Raw genomic sequence first — 16,184 nt, 5'->3', positions numbered from 1 at the left:
TGCTGGCGATGTTGCTCCTGTGGCTCTAACCGCTCCTTCCATCAACGGTTAATCATCAAGTCTAGTTAAATCAAAAACGCTCTCCCCAAAGGAGGGCGTTTTTTAGCGTCTAAATAAATACGCCCCAGTCCCAAACTTAATTTGGGGATGGGGCTGTTTGAAGAAAGATTAAATATCACATACATTTGCTTTCTTCACAAGTACCTCAAATTCTTTTGCTATAAATATAACTATCAGACTAAAACGTTTCAGGAATTTAAAATTCAAAAATTGCGTTGCTTGACTGCAATTTTTGTAGTGTCAGCACTGCACGCTTATTGAAAATAGTTCAAAATGTCACCAACTATAGCAGATAGGTTGCTCATTTATAACAATCCAGCATCTGCAAATCCAAAATCGTAAAGACCAATTACCAATAGAACTGGAGGTCTATATGTTTAAAAAGATTTTAGTTGCATTAGATCGCTCTGAAGTAGGGCAAAAGGTTTTTGACCAGGCATTAGATTTAGCAAAGTTAACACAAGCTAGCTTAATGCTATTGCATGTCTTATCACCAGAAGAAGAGGGTAGCCCTTACGTACCTATGGTGTCTAATTTTGACTACTATCCGGGATTGAACAGTCAAAGCTTCGAGTTATACCAAAAGCAGTGGGAAACCTTTAAAACTCAAGGTATTCAGATGTTGCAAGCTTTCTGTGCCCAAGCTAATACAGCAGGCATTACTACGGAATTTACACAAAATCTTGGGAATCCTGGTCGCCTTATTTGTGACTTAGCCCGTAGTTATGACGCTGACTTAATCGTTATGGGGCGTCGCGGTCGTTCTGGACTGACGGAATTATTTCTCGGTAGCGTGAGTAACTACGTCCTTCACCATGCTCCTTGTTCAGTACATATTGTGCATCTTTCAGTTATCACTAAAAAAGATGGACTTGTTATAGAAACTACAAGTACTTCAAGCGTTAACTAAGTATTAAATTGCATAATTCATAGTTAACTAGATTTAGAAATTTTGCTTTTGTATCGATTTGATTTCAACTATTACAAGACTTGTAGCATTTTACAAAATAGCTGATAAAAATACATAAGTGGGGGTGTAGAATTGTACGCCCCTACAATCAATTAGTATGTGACAACGATTTTTAGAAATGATTATTACGCAAACTATTGCTAACTACACGGAACTAGTAGTCTGTCAAGTGAAGTTTGAAGGCTAAAGGAACGAACCGCAAAGGGCGCATTCGCGCAGCGTCTCGTTAGAGAAGAACGCAAAGGAAGAAGGGAAAAAAGAAATAAAAATCTGTCTCACGATGCAAAGTTGGCTTGATAGACTACTAGGTAAAATTGAGTGATGCCTGCGGTGGGCTTAGCCAACGCTTTTTGACTGACAAAAAAATTAGAGTTGATAGCAAAAAGTGGATCTAGAAATAATGAAACAAGATACTATCGAGATCGTTGGTTTTCACGCTCATGTCTATTTCGATACCGCAACTCGGGATGCCGCCGCTCGTGTGCGTGAAGAATTGGGCGCTAGATTTGATGTGCAGCTTGGACGGTGGTTTGACAAGCCCATCGGCCCCCACCCAAAAGGAATGTATCAAGTTGCTTTCTTACCAAATCAGTTTGATAAAGTTGTCCCCTGGTTAATGCTCAATCGTCAAGGTTTGGATATTCTCGTTCATCCTGAAACAGGCGATGATGTGGCAGACCACACCGATCGTTCCCTATGGCTAGGAACAAAGCTAGATTTGAATGTTGAGTTTCTTCGACAGATTGCAACAACCTAGTACTGCAAGGCAAAAGTCAGTGAACAGGACAACAGGAAAAGTCAAAAGTATTACGGAATCTGCTTTTTTAGAGTTTTGAAATGGTTGCTCTATTGACGCTGTGATGCACTAGTAGACCAAAACTCAAAAGAAAAAAGTAAGAATACATATTTTGTAAATTTTTTGGTTCAAACTAAATAACATTTATAATCAGCCGGAAATTTTATTGCCTTGCGATCGCACCCTCAATTTCCTAAGTATGTAGGCAAGCTTGTCTCAGACATTGCTGTAAACAAGGAAAATCTAAAAGTATTATTTTTACCGTATTCTGATTATTAAATCACCCTAAAGATTGATTATTAGTAGTTTTAGGCTACTAATAAAGAGCAGAATTAACAAGCAGAATACAATCCAGACACCCTACCCTGCGACTGAGGTGATTTCCAACTTCTATAGATAAACTATTTATCAATTCCGATTTGCTCAGATTAGTGCTAGCAAATTGGATCGATTAGGCTGTTAAGAATCAGATTAAAAATGCTTAACTTCTCTGTTTCCAACTTTAGAGAACATCTGAGCACGAGAAACTTGAGTAAGTAATCAAAATATAATTACTACTTTTGTAGTAGCAAAATAGGGAAAAACTAAGACTATTGAAAGACAATTAATTTTCCAATAAAAGTCTAAAAAATATAGAAGTGCAGATAAATAAATTTGTTCAAGTTTTTATATAAAAAACAAAAATCTATAAGCAAGCACAAGAGGTAATGATGGCAAACCAACGAGTCAAAGTTGAAAAGACTGTAACCATTAACAAACCAGCAGAAGAACTCTACCGATTTTGGCGTAACTTTGAGAATTTACCGCGCTTCATTAAGCATCTCAAAGAAGTAAAAGTGTATGACGATAAGAAAACACACTGGATTGCTGAAGGACTTTTAGATAGAAACTTAGAGTGGGATGCAGTCATCGTTGAAGATCGGGAAAACGAATTAATTTCCTGGGCTTCGGTTCAAAGCGCAGAAATTCAAAACTCTGGTGTAGTTCAGTTTAAGCCAGCGCCAGGTAATCGTGGTACTGAGGTCAAAGTAGTTAGGGAATATAACCCACCTGGTGGTGCGATTGGAAATGCGTTGGCGAAGCCCGTCGTAGACATCGCAAAACTCTTTGGTGAAGACCCAAAACACAACCTCACTGAAGATTTACGCCACTTCAAAATGCTGATGGAAGCAGGGGAAATTGCCACAACAGAAGGTCAACCAAGAGGTAAAGGGTAAAATTGCCATGAAAGCTGTGTGTTGGTATGGCGCTAACGATGTGCGGGTGGAAACAGTGCCAGACCCAAAAATACTTAACCCGCGTGATGCGATTCTCAAAGTCACATCAGCAACTATCTGTGGTTCTGACTTGCACATCTATGATGGCTACATCCCGACGATGCAACCGGGTGACATTATTGGTCACGAATTTATGGGGGAAATCGTCGAAATCGGTAGTGAAGTCAAGAAATTGCAAAAAGGCGATCGCGTTGTTGTTTCTTCGATGATCGGTTGCGGTCATTGCTTCTACTGCGAACGCCAAATGTGGTCATTGTGCGATAACTCTAACCCCAACGCCTGGATGGCAGAGAAAGTATACGGTTTTTCTACATCAGGCATTTATGGCTATTCCCACGCTTTTGGTGGCTATGCAGGTGCCTTCGCAGAATACGTGCGCTTACCCTTTGCTGATTTGGGTACAATCAAAGTTCCCAAAGATATTCCTGACGAAAAGCTGCTACCGATTTCTGACGCTTTTCCCACTGGCTACATGGGTGCAGATTTATGTAATATCCAGCCTGGAGATATCGTAGCAGTCTGGGGTTGTGGTCCAGTCGGACAATTCGCCATGCGTAGCGCTTATCTGCTAGGTGCAGAACGCGTCATTGGCATCGATAGAGTTCCCGAACGGTTGCAACTAGCTAGAGATTTTGCCAAAGCTGAAATCATCAACTATGAAGAAGTTGATGCAGGGGAAGCCCTCAAAGAAATGACGGGAGGACGTGGCCCCGATGCTTGTATTGATGCAGTAGGACTAGAAGCCCACGGCACCGGTTTAGAAGGAATATACGACGAGGCCAAACAAGCGATCCGCCTGCAAACCGATCGCCCCCATGTGCTGCGACAAATGATGGTGGCTGGTCGCAAAGCCGGTACCCTTTCAATCATGGGTGTTTATGGTGCCTTTGTAGACAAGATGCCGATGGGTGCTGCCATGAACAAAGCCATGACCTTCAGAATGGGACAAATGTTTGGTCAGAAGTATATGCCCATGTTGCTGGATTACGTTTTGAAGGGTGAAGTCGATCCATCTACTGTGTTCACACATCACTTGCCCCTAACAGAAGCAAAGCATGGCTTCGAGCTATTCAAACACAAAAAAGAACATTGCATAAAAGTTAGGTTGCAGCCTTGAGTTAAGTAAGCTAATGCGTTTACGCAGACAAATGACCTTTATAGGGGAAAAGGAATAAATTTACCCTTTCCCCTTTTGCCTACCCAAAGGGTGCTGACAACTTAAATGCCTAATACAAAAGAGGAAAAACAATGAAAGCAGTTTGCTGGAACGGTGCTAACGATATGCGGGTCGAAACAGTACCCGATCCAAAAATCATTAATCCGCGTGATGCTATTGTTAAAATCACTACAACCGCAATTTGCGGTTCTGATTTACACATCTACAATGGCTACATCCCCACGATGGAAAAGGGGGATATCCTGGGTCATGAATTCATGGGGGAAGTCGTTGAACTGGGTAGCGCTGTCAAGAATTTGAAAATAGGCGATCGCGTCATCGTACCATTCACCATCTCCTGTGGTAACTGCTTTTTCTGCCAACAAGACCTCTGGTCACTGTGCGATAACTCTAACCCCAATGCCTGGTTAGCAGAAAAATTGATGGGTTATTCCCCATCTGGTCTTTTTGGCTACTCCCATATGATGGGTGGTTACGCGGGAGGCCAAGCTGAATACGCCCGTGTCCCCTTTGCTGATGTGGGTTTGTTCAAAATTCCTAATACACTAACAGACGAACAAGTACTGTTTCTTACAGATATCTTTCCCACTGGATATATGGCAGCAGAGAACTGTAATATTCAGCCTGGTGATACTGTCGCAGTCTGGGGCTGTGGCCCAGTGGGACAATTCGCCATTCAGAGTGCTTTTATCCTTGGTGCTGAACGTGTCATTGCGATCGATCGAATTCCCGAACGTTTACAGCTAGCCGAGAAGTATAGCGGTGTCGAGACGATTAACTATGAGAAAATCGATGCTGGAGAAGCCCTCAAAGAAATGACGGGTGGTCGCGGCCCGGATGCTTGTATTGATGCTGTGGGAATGGAAGCACACGGAACAGATTTAGAGTACTTATACGACCAAGTGAAGCAAGCAGTACGTCTGGAAACAGACCGACCAATTGTCCTTAGACAAATGATGCTTGCCTGTCGTAAAGGCGGTCACGTCTCAATCCCCGGTGTTTATGTCGGTTTTATAGACAAAATGCCAATGGGTGCTGCCATGAACAAAGCCTTAACATTCAAAATGGGACAAACCCACGTTCATAAGTACTTGCCCACGTTACTCGATCACATCCAAAATGGTCAGATAGACCCATCTTTTGTGATCACCCATAGTCTACCGCTAGAGCAAGCACCGCACGGCTACGAAATTTTCAATCAAAGGAAAGACAACTGTATCAAAGTTGTACTCAAACCATGAGGGGGCGACATGAAAGCTAAAAGGTACACAAGATATGCTTCATAGCCATTGCAGCCGCTTTGCAGAGACTTGGAATACTTAGTGCATAGAAATGATGCCCAACCTACCAGGAAACTTACGTTACTCCCAGAAGCTTGGTAATAATTGGTAATAATTTGCTACAAGTCTCAACCAGCTTTGTCGCTTCCGGCAAACTTGCAACTGTTCCCTTCAGAACTTTAAGCGCTGTATTGGCCATTTTCTTGAGTGGCCCATCCTGGGGCTTTTGACCAGCTTCTGCCAAGACCTTAACTTGCTCTAATGCCTCCGCTTTATCCTCTTGACTTAACTGGGTTTCAGCTTCAATCGCCCCTTGCAATTGAGTGAGTAATTCCTTCAATCCTGGTTTATCTGGTTCATCAGTACTGGGTAGTTGTCCGATGGCATTTGTGACATCGCCACTAATTGCCCCTAAATTCAGCACGCCACTGACATCGCTGATATTAAGCCGGACGGCGTTACTTTCATCGTCTAACACGTCTATTAAAGCTGGAATTGCGGCGATCGCTTTTGTACCAATTTCTCCAATTGCCAAAGCCGCATTTGCTCGGATGTTTTCACGTTGACTCTTCAATGCCTCAATTAAGGCTGGCACGGCTGATACTTTACATTGAGATACTAAAGCATAATAAGACGCTTTAGAAATAGCAAGTTGCGAGGGAAAATCTAGCTGTTTAATGTAGGTTTTAATCTCAACATCAGGACAGATTCGTGATGCAGTAATTGGCACATCCTTGAATAGAAATTCTGAGTTTCGTTCATTGGTTGATTGAGCAATTTGCGAAAAGACTGGTGAAGAGAATAAAAAACAGACAGCCAGCCCGGATGAAAGTCCAAGAACAGCTTGCAAACTTCTTTTGAAGAGTTGTTGGTAATGAAACATTAACGACATCTCCAAAGGAATCTTTGCATAAAGGTGATACGACAAATAGCTGGTGTCTGTGAACTTTCTTGTAACAAACGCACCATTACTGGCCCATCTGCGCCGTTAAGCACAGAAATAAAATTTTCTAGTTCAGAAAATAAAACTGAATTTTCTTGCTCAAATTGATTGAAAAACAAACTCGCTTGATTGGAATTACGAAATTTTTGCAGCGTTGCGAAAGCGAAGACGAGTAGGTTTAACTCATCATTTGATAATTTAGAGAATAAATATTCTTGCAATTGTTGGTTGGAAAGGCGTAACCCCAGATGATAAGCGGGATGTTGTCTCACAAATTTGACTAAGCTGGAAATTGCAACAGATGAACCATTTGTGAATCCCAAAGCGATCGCAGCATCAGTACGCAGTGCTATATCCTGATTTTCATCCTCTAAAATTTTTATTAGTGGAGATTCTAAATCTGCTAAACCTATTGCCATAGCTACATTTCCCCGAAGGCGGATATCTTGATTTTTATCTTTAAGAATCTCTACTAGTTGAAAAATTACTTGAGGAGTCAACTGCCTCTTGAGATAAAAGTTTACTAACTTTTCTCCATCGTAGATATAAGGAAAAGAATACCTCCGAAGTACTGCCGGAATAAGCGAAAGACTTGCTTCAGAAGTGAGACTTGGTAAGATTGTAAGGTTGAAGCGACCTAGCACTGTCTCAGCTATCACTACATTTTGCCAACTCTCATCAAATGCAATAATTTCTAGTAGTGTAGGCATTGCGGCTGGAGTGATTTGCCTCAGTACTTCAACAGCATTGTTCAGTACTGTCAAATCTGACTCTAAAGTACTTTGTCTGATGATCGCCCTAATTACTCTTGGGTCATCTGGAGCAATCTGTCCCAACGCATGAATAGCAGATCCACGTACATTAGCACTGCGATCGCTCAATACTCTCAATAATGCAGGAATAGCTCTTTGAGCATCTTTGCCCATTTGCCCCAAAGCATAAGCAGCCATACTCTGAACCAGTTCATTCTCATCTCTTAAAGTAGTAATTAGCACAGGGATCGCTGCTTTTGCTCCAGCAGTTAGAGAACTGAGTCCAACCGCAGCACTCGCTTGAGTAGCTTCATTTCCAGTTTTTAGTTGCGCGAGCAAAACTGTAATTGCTTCTCTTGAACCGATTCGCCCTAATGCACAAGCAGCAGTGTCTCGAACAGAGCTACTTTTATCAATTTATCAAACAGAGCTGCGCTAAGAACTGGAATTACAACTTCTGCTCTGCGTCCTAGCTGAACCAAAACATAGGCGGCGAGCGCTCTTGTTCGCTCCTGTTGGCTTTGGAGTGCTTGAGTGAACAATGGAATATCGGGTTCAGAATTGGGACTAAGTTGATCTAGTAGGGAACGAACTGTGCTGCGTCTTTGTGCATTGTTGCTTCTAAGTTCTTCTTGCAGAAAACTAGTAACTTGATTTGGCACTGCTGGATCAATGCGACGTAATGCTGCTATTCCCACTTTGCTGAGTTCTAGATTTTGATCTGCAATAGCCACAGTCAGAATAGTAACCGCATCTCTGGCTTGTAAATTAATATCAGCGATCGCTCTCAATGCACTATCACCGATACCTGAGCGATTCTGCTGAACGATCCTAATTAGTGCAGCAATAGCGTCTTGAGAACCGATCTGACCCAAAACTCTAGCCGCAGCACGACGGCTAAGGGGATTTTTGCTTTCATCTTCAAGTAGTTGAATGAGAGGGGTAGTTGCCGCAGTGCCACACTCTACTAAAATTTGACTGGGTTCAACAATCTGAGATTGTAATCTTTCAATAATCTGAGAAATTCTCGCAGAGCTACACGCTTGTTTATTAATCAATGCAAAAGCAATTGGTATGGTTTGTGCGCGATCGACCTCTGATAAACGAGTATGAGCAGCTTGAGCAGTAGAGGGAACCAACACAATTGGTAAAGTTGTCATAATTGCAACCTCTAGAATTGCTAACAAGACACTCAGCTGCTTCTCATTAGCAAATTTAATCATGCTTCCAATTACTCTTACCCTCAAAGACATTGACAGGTATTTCTATCCTTTATCCCCACTGCTGCAAGACTAGCACAGTTGAGTAAGTAAATAAGCTCAAAATATGAATCCTTTTTTGCAAAAGTATTCACTAAAATAAAATGTAATGGATTAGTTACCAATAGGCGGAGCCAGAGCTACACGCGGAGTACCACCACCACCAACGCTATTTGGACTGTTGTTATCAACAATATAAAGTACTTGAAATAATCTCATCAATTCCCCATAGAACTTGCCACTTTTATCGTTCAAATTGTAGCCATAGATTTTACGAAACTCTTCATTAACCCCTTGCTCAAACGCAATATCATGAGCGTCCCATGCTGAATCATCAATTACATAAGCACCATAATCTTGTAGTGCATGAAAGATTTTTTTAGCTGCGGGTGTTTGCAAGTTAAGAGTATATGTCCTTAGTGTTGGCGGAATGGCTAATAAGGTTCCTTGCACAAGGGCAGGGTTTTTACCACCATAAACATGAGCTGCATAGTTATCAGCGCGATTTGCGGGCCAACGATACCCAGGAATAGAATTTGTGTAGTAAAGGTATTTTTTAGCCCACAGCAGAACTTTTAATGCATGGCGAATGGGTCGATTGTTGGTACAGGGCGGCCGCATCATGTCAACAAGCAAAGTCTATTCTCAATAGAACTAAAATTAATGTCATTAACTCTTGCTTATTGCGAAAATTTTAGGCGATCGCTTTGGGGCTTAAAAAATAATCAAGCGCGAAATCCTGATTTTTTCGTTGGTTTTTAACCTTCGTTGTGATCAAGAGTAATTTAGATGCGTTTGCCCTGATTGTTGGTAAGTTCACCTTTGCGAATAGAACCACCAATAGAAGAAAGACCAGAGCCAAAATGTGCACCGCCTATTCCCTGTCCATAAATATTTATATCGGGATAGTAACGCCAACCATAGATTGAACCTCCTTTTTGACAACGAGTCAAAGGTTCAAGCTGCACTAAGGTTTTACCATCTGGCATCAAAAAGGCTGAAGCATTGTTGGGTGTGTGGTATGGATATGTTGTCGCATCTGGAATAATCAATGTATCTGGTATCGGTAAATGAATTTTCATTGATTCGGTGCCTGTACAGCGCCCTTGACCCCAAGCACCAGGAGCATAAACTGGACGTAATGGATTGTTGGGATTAATCTTGTAAAAGTACTCTCGATCGATGCCAATATTCTCTGCCTTCTCAATATTCGCCCTGATATAACGAGCATTTGAGCCAATAGGCATATTCCAAGGCGATGTAGATGAAAAAGGCCACAGAAATTTGTCTCGCGTTACGATTTGGCCGGAAGTAGGTGAATAGTGCAGACTAAGAGTTACTACAATACTTATGACAACAACAAGTAAACTTAGCTGCTGCCTGCGGTTGCTCAGAATTACAAAAATGCTCATGAGATATAACAATACTTTTGCCAACAAAAGAGTATGAATAAATAGGACGCTCCGTACACTTAAAACGAAGACGAACTACTTATTCATAAAAAGGGTTTAACTTACACAAAGGTGGAATGTCACAGTTCTCTCAAATTTGCAATGAGAGGGGATGATTTGACACAAGAATCTGGCAAGTTTATGATTATGTATTTCTACGACCTCAAGCTGATACTGTAGCTGCTTGAATAAGTTGTTATTGCATTGAGCTTTATTTGATAAGTTCATCAAAGAAATTTCATTCAATCAATTTGTTACCACTATAAAATTACAACTATCTATAAAGAAAAATATCGTAGAATTACGAGATTATTTTTTTAATTTTTAAAACTAAATGGGGAATTCAGTAAAATTGCTGAGGAACGAAAACAGGTAAGGGAATTCCAAATAAAAAAATAATCAATCGCTTTGGTGGGCAGGGGAGGCAGGGGAAGCAGGGGAGGCAGGGGAGGAAAAAATATTGTTGAAAATGACTCTTTCTTCGCGTGACCTACACAGCAATTTTGGGTTGGTCGAATACTAGAAACAGCAAACAGTATATGTAAGGTGCGTAATTGGACACAATGAGTATTGCATATATTGGGTTTGCGAGTATATAGTCTCAAGCATCGCGCCAAACCTGAGGCTTGCGTCTGTCCACTGCTTGCGGCACGGCTGCAAGCAAAGCTAAACACAACTAGCCATTTTACTAGGTAGAATTCTCTCCATTTTTCCGATGCTATTTGTAGAAATAAAACAGCACCATAGAAGCATCACAAAATTCACAAAATATTGCTGGAGAATTTTATGTCTTCATTGCTAGCACTGTCCAACAGTTTAGCCGACACAGTAGAACAAGCAGGAAGTGGTGTAGTTGCTGTAAACTCTGGTAAGCGTATTTCCCCAAGTGGGATTCATTGGCGCAATGGTATTATTATCACTTCGGATGAGTCACTTGGGCGTTACGAGGAAATTACCATCACTCTATCAGATGGACAGACTCGACCAGTTTCTTTCCTCGGCCATGACCCCAGCACTGATATAGCTGTATTTCAACTGCAAAATCAGGAACTTCCTGTGGTACAAGTTGGCGATGCGACAAATCTCAAAGTCGGTCATTTGGTACTAGGGCTGGCAAGAGGTAGCGAAGGTGACTTACGGGCAACAATGGGAGCAGTAAGTGTAGTTAGTGGCGCGTGGCGGAGTATGAGTGGTGGTAATATTGACCAATTCATCCGCCCGGATATTACTTTTTACCCTGGTTTTGCAGGCGGGCCACTCGTAGATGCCGCTGGTTATATAGTTGGTATGAATACATCTGGACGACGCGGTACAGTTTTAACTATCCCTGCTGCAACAGTCGATCGCGTGCTGAACCAATTACTGACTAAAGGGCATATTTCACGAGGCTATTTGGGTGTAGGAATGCAGCCTGTACGCTTGCCTAGCAACCTGAAAGCTGCCTTCAATTTACCTACAGCAACGGGGGTGATTGTCGTTAATGTCGAACCCTCTAGCCCTGCTGATAATGCTGGCCTGTTGTTGGGGGATGTGTTAGTAACATTTGATGGTATTGCTGTAAGTAATACAGATGATGTGCTGGCACTGCTAAATAATAGCGATCGCATTGGTAAATTAATCAACGTGCAGTTTGTTCGAGGTGGCGCATTAGTTGATTTAGACATTCTGATTGGCGAACGGCCTGCTGAGTAAATAATTACCGCAAAATCAAGGCAATTATGATTACACAATTCAATGATGAACTGTCAGCAGTAGCCACTACACTGCGTCAAAGCACAGTCAAAATTAAAAATAGTGGTGCAGGAGTCGGTTCTGGTGTGATCTGGCAAGCTGATGGGCTAATTATTACTAATGCCCATGTAGCAACCAGCAACCGGGCAACAGTGGAATTATCGGATGGTAGAGTATTTGAAGCAGTGCGATCGCACTTTGACCCCCAACAGGATTTAGCAGCGCTGAAAATTAACGCTACGGATTTAAATACTGCAACTATTGGTGATGCAGATAAATTACGAGTTGGCGAACTAGTCTTGGCGGTAGGAAATCCTTTGGCTGATAGTGGTGCAGTCACAATCGGGATTGTTCACACTAATCATCCACGAAGCGTAATGGCAGATTTACAGCTGTATCCTGGTAATTCTGGTGGACCGTTGGCTGACTGTCTTGGTCGAGTAGTTGGCATTAATACGATGATTGTCAACAATTTGGCTGTGGCGATTCCCAGCACTACTGTCAACCGCCTTTTACGTGGTAGTCATCGTCTGCAATTAGGAGTGACACTGCAACCTGTGGTCTTAAACAGACGCACTCTAGGTTTACTAGTGTTATCAATACTTCCTAGCAGTGTAGCGGAAAACCTGGGATTACAAATTGGTGATGTGTTAGTTGGCATTTCAGGACAAGCTTTGACTCGACCTGATGACTTGGCTAAATATCTGCATCAAAGTCACAAGTCTATCCCATTACAATTCCTGCGGAATGGTCAGCAATTTGTAGTTTATATCACCGGGAAAACTGCTGTGGAGGCCACATGATTCGGGTGATAGTGGTTGCTGCTTCTCCCGTGGTGCGGGCAGGTTTATCAGCGGTAGTAAGTAGCAATCCGCAACTGACAGTCGTGGGCAGTGCATCTGATTTGGATGTATTGTCTACGGAAGTTGAGCAATTACAACCGGATGTAGTTTTGCTCGATTTAGGCAGTAACCCAGAACCAATGTGGGTAAAATTACAGTTAATCCAAGAACAGCAAATTATAGCGATCGCTGAGGATATCGATAGTATTGAGCTAGAAACAGCATTTCGTTTGGGTATCCGAGGTATATTATCCAGTACCAGCACAGAGGCGGAAATTATTACAGGTGTTGAGGCAGTTGCTTCTGGTTTGGTAGTGCTGCATCCTGATGTTTTAGAATTGCTGCCGATGCGGGAAAAAGTGGTAGCTAACCCCGTGCAAACTTTGACTCCAAGGGAAATGGAGGTTTTAGGAATGCTGGGTTATGGGTTGGGGAATAAAGCGATCGCCAAACGCCTACAAATTTCCGAACATACGGTGAAATTTCATGTTTCATCAATTTTTCAAAAGCTTGGTGTTTCCACCCGTACTGAGGCAGTGACGGTTGGTGTCCGTTTAGGTTTGATTATGTTGTAGAAGTTGTTTGGCTTTAGTTAGCCCAGCCTTGGCGTAGTTGATCAGTTAATCCAGTGTGAGGATTAATTGTAAGAGCGATCGCAAAACAGACTAATACCAGCTATCAAAGTTTGGAAATCTTCGTCCACCTACTTCTTTCCATTGACCATCATAAAATTAAAGGACGGGTAATATCCCCGTCCCTGAAGAAAATCAGTTATTTATAGCCGTAGTCACACAGGTTAGGACATTTTGAAAGCATGGAAGCTAGGAATAGTAATACTTTTACCTCCTGCCTCCTGCCTCCTGCCTTCTGCCTCCTGCTATATCTCAACATCATCAACGCTTGTGATGATTTCGCATAGCTTTATGGATTTTCTTCCAGCGTTCTTTTTCAGCTAATTGTGCCCGTTGGTCTTGTTTGCGGACAAGATAGTTAACTTCTTTTTGCAATTTTTGGTAGCTGAGAAATCTTGAAAAATCAAGTTCTCCCTCAAGTAATGCTTGTTGCACTGCACAACCGGGTTCGTTGTTGTGTTGGCAATTACGAAAACGGCATTCTGCGGCTAAGGTTTCAATGTCTGCAAAGGTTCCTTGCAAGCTTTCATCACCTGCCCAAATTTGAATTTCTCGCATTCCTGGGGTATCGATAATTAAGCCGCCTGTTGGCAGTAATATCAATTCTCGATTTGTAGTCGTGTGTCTACCTCGGTCGTCACCTCGACGTACTGGTTGCACAGCTTGTACTGATGCACCTTTAAGTTGGTTGGTGATGGTAGATTTACCCACACCAGAAGACCCTAACAAAGCAACTGTTTGTCCTGGTTGGAGGTATGAGTTCAAGACATCCAGTCCTTGATCAGTGGTGGCACTCAATACTAAAATTGGTACTCCAAGGGCAACGGCTTCAACTTCTGAGACGATCTCTTCTAAAGAGTTGCACAGGTCAGCTTTATTTAAAATGATGACTGGATTTGCGCCACTTTCCCAAGCCAGAATTAGATAGCGTTCAATTCTTCTGGGGTTAAAGTCGCCATCAAGTCCACAAACCAAGAACACGGTGTCAATGTTAGCTGCAACAATTTGTTCTTCGGTTTTACTACCAACTGTCTTGCGGGAAAACTTGCTTTTTCTCGGCAAGATTCCGTGAATTGTAGCGTGTCCTTGTGACTCTCGCGCCTGAATTATCACCCAGTCTCCAACAGCGGGAAAGTCTTGCCCTTGAGCAGCTTGATGTCGCAGTTTACCTGTAACTTCTGCTGTTAGTTCGCCCTGCTGGCTATAAACGATGTAACTATTTCTGTATTCAATAGCAACCCTACCAACACTAAAACCTTGTTGGCTATAGGGTGCAAAACTGTGAGTAAAAAAGTCACTCCAGCCTAAAAAATCCAAATTCATTGATTTTTCCTCGATGTGTGCTGCTTGCTATGAACAAGGCGCACAGAGGTGGACACTTTTTAAGATGAATTTCTTTAGTGTCTGTAAATTCGAGTATCATTCCTGTAAATGGAGGACTCAACGAAAATCTCTGCGCCTTGTGTTGGTTGAGTTTTTCAAGGGAACCCGGACAGCTAGTAATTGAGCCATTATTCTTCCTCCCTGATGTAGTACAACAAGAATCTACATTACTACATTATCTCATTTCAGTAAAACTGGCATTAAATACTGTGATGGCTTGGTTGAGATTGCGCTGACTCTAGTTGCTTAATCAGACCTTTTTCGAGTTGTTTGAAGAATCTGGGATCAATCTCGTGGTTACACCAATTTTAAAAAAGAATGCGACAGATACATACTCCCAAACCCTTGTTGTATCTGGTTTTCCTAATTTTGAATTTTGTTAGCGCAGCTAAGCCGTGTCTACGAGCGTCATTTTGAATTTTGAATTGGCATTACTTGTTGATTCAGGTTAATCAGGATAACATATACCCCGATTAAGAACAGGAAACTTCAAATGAGAATTTTTGTTCCAGGCCGTCTTTGTTTGTTCGGAGAACATAGCGATTGGGCAGGAGAGTATCGCAGGATTAATCCTGAAATTGAAAAGGGCTACACCTTAATTGTTGGTACTAATCAAGGAATTTATGCTGATGTTAAGCCTATTTCTACTGAGTTAATTATTCGTGCTTCTCTCAATGATGGCAGGCGTTATGAATCGCTCAGATTACCTATGGAATCTAATACCCTGAAGTGCGTAGCTAACAAGGGCGGTTTTTTTAGTTATGCTGCTGGTACAGCTTATCAATTTCTGACTCACTATCCTGTTGGCGGACTTGAGGTTGATAATTATCTAACCGACTTACCCATCCAAAAGGGATTATCTTCAAGTGCTGCCTTTTGTGTTCTCATTGCTCGGGCTTTTAATCGTCTGTATCACTTGAAGATGACAATTCGTGAAGAAATGGAGTTTGCTTACTTGGGAGAAAGAACGACTCCTAGTCTTTGTGGTCGCATGGATCAGGCTTGTGCTTATGGAAATCGTCCAATCTTGATCATATTTGATGGTGAAGAAATCGACATTATCGAGCTGAAAGTTAGCGAAGATTTGTTTTTTGTGATTGTCGATCTCGCTGGTAACAAAAACACACAAGAAATACTAAGACAATTGAATCAGTGTTATCCTTTCGCTGCTAATCCAATTCAGCAAAATGTCCAAAAATATTTTGGTTCTATTAGCTCAGAAATTACCCAAGCAGCAGTTGAAGCAATACAACGAGGAGATGCTCAACTCATTGGAGCTTTAATGACAAAAGCTCAAGCTGAATTCGATCGCCTCGTAGTTCCGGCTTGTCCTTCTCAATTAACTGCAAAAAAGCTGCATCTCCTTCTGCATCATGAGCCTCTTGAGCCTTATATTTTCGGAGGAAAAGGCGTGGGTTCTCAGGGGGATGGCACTGCACAACTGATCGTTAAAAATCAAGAGAGTCAAAGAAAAGCTATCGAAATTATTAAACGCGATTTTCCTCAAATGCAAGCGTTACAGTTAACTATTTCAAGACTACCAAGTTCTATGGAGGACAAAAAACATTAGAGGAGTTTGTCAAGTTTTTCAATTGAAACACATTGCTCAAAGTCGAAAGCAGAGATTGTGT

The 16,184-nt window shown here is 41.9% G+C and carries 17 protein-coding genes; 10 read left to right on the top strand and 7 right to left on the bottom strand.

What is annotated here, in order from left to right:
• Window positions 1–433 precede the first annotated feature (433 nt).
• The 5 genes from ACM0OY_RS05555 to ACM0OY_RS05535 all read left to right on the top strand — a co-directional run bounded on the left by ACM0OY_RS05555 (window position 434) and on the right by ACM0OY_RS05535 (window position 5,521).
• The gene (locus tag ACM0OY_RS05555) at window positions 434–970 is read left to right on the top strand and encodes a universal stress protein (RefSeq protein ID WP_414567889.1); all 537 of its coding nucleotides are present in this window, start codon (window positions 434–436) and stop codon (window positions 968–970) included.
• 460 nt (window positions 971–1,430) lie between these two features.
• A complete protein-coding gene (locus ACM0OY_RS05550) occupies window positions 1,431–1,787 on the top strand; it encodes a DOPA 4,5-dioxygenase family protein (protein ID WP_414567888.1) in 357 nt (118 codons plus the stop codon).
• Between the two features lie 749 nt (window positions 1,788–2,536).
• On the top strand, window positions 2,537–3,043 hold the full coding sequence (locus ACM0OY_RS05545; protein WP_414567887.1) for an SRPBCC family protein: 507 nt from the start codon (window positions 2,537–2,539) through the stop codon (window positions 3,041–3,043).
• Window positions 3,044–3,050: 7 nt separating this feature from the next.
• Window positions 3,051–4,220 carry a zinc-dependent alcohol dehydrogenase gene (locus ACM0OY_RS05540; protein WP_414567900.1) on the top strand — a complete coding sequence of 390 codons (1,170 nt, stop codon included), beginning with the start codon at window positions 3,051–3,053 and terminating at the stop codon, window positions 4,218–4,220.
• A gap of 131 nt (window positions 4,221–4,351) precedes the next feature.
• On the top strand, window positions 4,352–5,521 hold the full coding sequence (locus ACM0OY_RS05535; protein ID WP_414567886.1) for a zinc-dependent alcohol dehydrogenase: 1,170 nt from the start codon (window positions 4,352–4,354) through the stop codon (window positions 5,519–5,521).
• Window positions 5,522–5,636: 115 nt separating this feature from the next.
• Here ACM0OY_RS05535 and ACM0OY_RS05530 read toward each other — a convergent pair whose 3' ends face one another.
• From ACM0OY_RS05530 to ACM0OY_RS05505, 6 genes are all read right to left on the bottom strand, one after another.
• The gene (locus tag ACM0OY_RS05530) at window positions 5,637–6,443 is read right to left on the bottom strand and encodes a HEAT repeat domain-containing protein (protein WP_414567885.1); all 807 of its coding nucleotides are present in this window, start codon (window positions 6,441–6,443) and stop codon (window positions 5,637–5,639) included.
• Window positions 6,443–7,594 carry a HEAT repeat domain-containing protein gene (locus tag ACM0OY_RS05525; RefSeq protein ID WP_414567884.1) on the bottom strand — a complete coding sequence of 384 codons (1,152 nt, stop codon included), beginning with the start codon at window positions 7,592–7,594 and terminating at the stop codon, window positions 6,443–6,445. Before ACM0OY_RS05525 ends, ACM0OY_RS05530 begins: the two co-directional genes overlap by 1 nt.
• A 32-nt stretch (window positions 7,595–7,626) precedes the next feature.
• Entirely contained in the window at window positions 7,627–8,415 is a 789-nt protein-coding gene (locus ACM0OY_RS05520) for a HEAT repeat domain-containing protein (protein WP_414567883.1), read from the bottom strand.
• Between the two features lie 213 nt (window positions 8,416–8,628).
• On the bottom strand, window positions 8,629–9,150 hold the full coding sequence (locus ACM0OY_RS05515) for a hypothetical protein (protein WP_414567881.1): 522 nt from the start codon (window positions 9,148–9,150) through the stop codon (window positions 8,629–8,631).
• 149 nt (window positions 9,151–9,299) lie between these two features.
• Complete coding sequence (locus ACM0OY_RS05510; RefSeq protein WP_414567880.1) at window positions 9,300–9,926, bottom strand: hypothetical protein; 627 nt, start codon at window positions 9,924–9,926, stop codon at window positions 9,300–9,302.
• Window positions 9,927–10,022: 96 nt separating this feature from the next.
• Entirely contained in the window at window positions 10,023–10,193 is a 171-nt protein-coding gene (locus ACM0OY_RS05505) for a Mo-dependent nitrogenase C-terminal domain-containing protein (RefSeq protein ID WP_414567879.1), read from the bottom strand.
• A gap of 558 nt (window positions 10,194–10,751) precedes the next feature.
• On the opposite strand from ACM0OY_RS05505, the gene ACM0OY_RS05500 reads away from it, so the two are divergent.
• The 3 genes from ACM0OY_RS05500 to ACM0OY_RS05490 are packed head-to-tail and all read left to right on the top strand — an operon-like array spanning window position 10,752 to window position 13,113.
• Window positions 10,752–11,657 carry a S1C family serine protease gene (locus tag ACM0OY_RS05500; RefSeq protein WP_414567877.1) on the top strand — a complete coding sequence of 302 codons (906 nt, stop codon included), beginning with the start codon at window positions 10,752–10,754 and terminating at the stop codon, window positions 11,655–11,657.
• A gap of 26 nt (window positions 11,658–11,683) precedes the next feature.
• Complete coding sequence (locus ACM0OY_RS05495) at window positions 11,684–12,499, top strand: S1C family serine protease (RefSeq protein ID WP_414567876.1); 816 nt, start codon at window positions 11,684–11,686, stop codon at window positions 12,497–12,499.
• Entirely contained in the window at window positions 12,496–13,113 is a 618-nt protein-coding gene (locus tag ACM0OY_RS05490; protein WP_414567875.1) for a response regulator transcription factor, read from the top strand. Before ACM0OY_RS05495 ends, ACM0OY_RS05490 begins: the two co-directional genes overlap by 4 nt.
• Before the next feature lie 318 nt (window positions 13,114–13,431).
• Here ACM0OY_RS05490 and rsgA read toward each other — a convergent pair whose 3' ends face one another.
• A complete protein-coding gene (gene rsgA, locus ACM0OY_RS05485; protein WP_414567874.1) occupies window positions 13,432–14,493 on the bottom strand; it encodes a ribosome small subunit-dependent GTPase A in 1,062 nt (353 codons plus the stop codon).
• A 77-nt stretch (window positions 14,494–14,570) separates the two neighbouring features.
• Here rsgA and ACM0OY_RS05480 point away from each other — a divergent pair, with 77 nt between their 5' ends.
• Together ACM0OY_RS05480 and ACM0OY_RS05475 are read left to right on the top strand one after the other, a co-directional pair.
• Window positions 14,571–14,789: a hypothetical protein gene (locus tag ACM0OY_RS05480; protein WP_414567873.1), complete on the top strand. Its 219-nt coding sequence runs from the start codon at window positions 14,571–14,573 to the stop codon at window positions 14,787–14,789.
• 257 nt (window positions 14,790–15,046) lie between these two features.
• Window positions 15,047–16,123, top strand: a complete 1,077-nt coding sequence (locus tag ACM0OY_RS05475; RefSeq protein ID WP_414567872.1) for a mevalonate kinase — start codon at window positions 15,047–15,049, stop codon at window positions 16,121–16,123.
• The last annotated feature ends 61 nt before the right edge of the window (window positions 16,124–16,184 follow it).

Origin of the sequence: Nostoc sp. CCY 9925 (genome assembly GCF_963920935.1) — a bacterium.
Lineage (GTDB): Bacteria > Cyanobacteriota > Cyanobacteriia > Cyanobacteriales > Nostocaceae > Nostoc.
Note: the sequence above shows the minus strand (reverse complement) of the source record. Positions and strands in the feature narration are given on the sequence as shown.